This window comes from Micrococcus sp. HG099, from assembly GCF_024723355.1.
GTDB classification, from domain to species: domain Bacteria; phylum Actinomycetota; class Actinomycetes; order Actinomycetales; family Micrococcaceae; genus Micrococcus; species Micrococcus endophyticus.
The window spans coordinates 1-1,902 of record NZ_JANQCJ010000225.1 but is presented as its reverse complement, the minus strand read 5'-3'; the positions used below and the strand labels follow the sequence as shown (position 1 = coordinate 1,902).

Annotated in this window: 2 protein-coding genes; both read left to right on the top strand. The window is 76.3% G+C overall.

All coding sequences use genetic code 11. From position 1 onward, the window contains the following. On the top strand, nt 1-915 hold a 915-nt coding region (locus NWP10_RS11800), incomplete at its 5' end, for a PASTA domain-containing protein (RefSeq protein WP_258301031.1). A gap of 32 nt (nt 916-947) precedes the next feature. Next, on the top strand, nt 948-1,902 hold a 955-nt coding region (locus NWP10_RS11795), incomplete at its 3' end, for a protein kinase (protein ID WP_258301030.1).

Here is a 1,902-nt window from a genome sequence, read left to right as displayed (position 1 = left end):
GACGAGGAGATCGCGGCGGTCCGCGACCCGCAGACCCGCCCGTCCGACGTCGTGCAGGAGGCCCCGCCCGCCGGCCAGGGCTCGGCCCCGGTGAAGCGCCGACGCGCGAACCGGTGGCCCGTGTTCGCCCTGCTCGGGCTGGTCCTGTTCGCCCTGCTGGGCGCGCTGCTGTGGCCGTGGATCACGGGCGACCGCACCCCGGGCGGGTCCACCCCGTCCGGCACCTCGCAGGCCTCCTCCGTGTCCGTGGACCCGGAGGCCTACAAGGGCCGCCCCGCGGCCGAGGTGCGCGCCGAGCTGGAGCGGCTCGGCCTGGTCGTGCGGGAGGAGGACCGCGACGCGCGCAGCCCGCGCGGCACCGTCGAGGAGGTCAACCCCGTGGGCTCCCTGCAGCGCGGGGAGACCGTCACCCTGGCCGTCTCCACGGGCGAGGGCGTCATCCCCGATGGCCTCGTGGGCCAGCCGGTGGACAGCGCGATCCAGCTGCTGCGCGACCGCGGCTTCACCGTGGACCGCGTGGACGACCCGACCGCCGACGGCGCCGAGGGCGAGGTGGTGCGCGTGGTGCCCGGCGAGGGTCAGCGGCACCGCCACGACACCCACGTGCAGCTGATCGTGGCCGGCGGGGCCGGCGGCGACGAGCCCGCCCCGACGCAGGAGCCCTCCGAGCCCGCGGAGCCCACCGCCGAGCCGAGCGACGAGCCGACCACCGAGCCCACGTCGGAGCCCGCGGAGGAGCCGACGACGGAGCCCACCGCCCCCTCCGAGGAGCCCACCGAGGAGCCGACCGAGGAGCCCACCACCGAGCCGACGTCGGACCCCACGGGCGAGCCGACCGGCGAGCCCACCGCGGATCCCACCGACGACGCGGGCGGCTCGGCCTCCCCGACCGCCGAGGAGAGCCCGACCGCCTGAGGCGGCGGGACGGGGAAGGCGCAGACGGCCACGTGGAAGAGCAGTGGACCCTCAACGGGCGGTACCGGATCGACGCGCTGATCGGTCGCGGCGGGATGGCGGACGTGTTCCGCGGCACCGACCTGCGCCTGCACCGGCCCGTCGCCGTGAAGCTCATGCGCCGCGACCTGGCGCGTGACCCTCAGTTCCAGGCCCGCTTCCGCAAGGAGGCCCGCTCCGTGGCCTCGCTCAACCACCCCTCGATCGTGTCCGTGTACGACACGGGAGAGGTCTCCCTCGAGGACGGCCACCACCCCGTGGACTGCCCGTACCTGGTGATGGAGCTCGTCACCGGGCGGTCCCTGCGCGAGGTCCTGCACGCCGAGGGCGCCGTGGGCACCGAGCGGGCCGTCATGTGGACCCGCGAGGTGCTGGAGGCGCTCGAGCACGCCCACCAGGAGGGGATCGTCCACCGGGACGTGAAGCCGGCCAACGTCATGGTCACGGACGCCGGTTCCGTGAAGGTGATGGACTTCGGGATCGCCCACGCCCTGGCGGACACCTCCGCCACCACCTCCCAGACCCAGGCGGTGGTGGGCACGGCCCTCTACCTAGCCCCCGAGCAGGCGACCGGGCGCACCGTGGACGGGCGCGCGGACCTCTACGCGACCGGCTGCGTGCTGTTCGAGCTGCTCACCGGCCGTCCGCCCTTCACCGGCGACACCCCGCTGGCCGTGGCCTACCAGCACGTGCGCGAGGCGCCCCCGGCCCCGTCCGAGGTGGACCCGGACCTGCCGCGCGCCTTCGACCCCGTGCTGCTGCGCGCCCTCGAGAAGGACCCCGAGGACCGCTTCCCCACGGGCGCGGCCTTCCGGGAGGCCCTCGAGGCCGCCGCCGCGGATCCCCATGCCGCCGTCGACGCCGACACCGCGGCCCTCGATCTCGTGCGGCCGGGTGCCGCGGGGGCGGGCGGCGTTGCCGTGGCCGCCGCTGCCGCCGGCCGGGAGG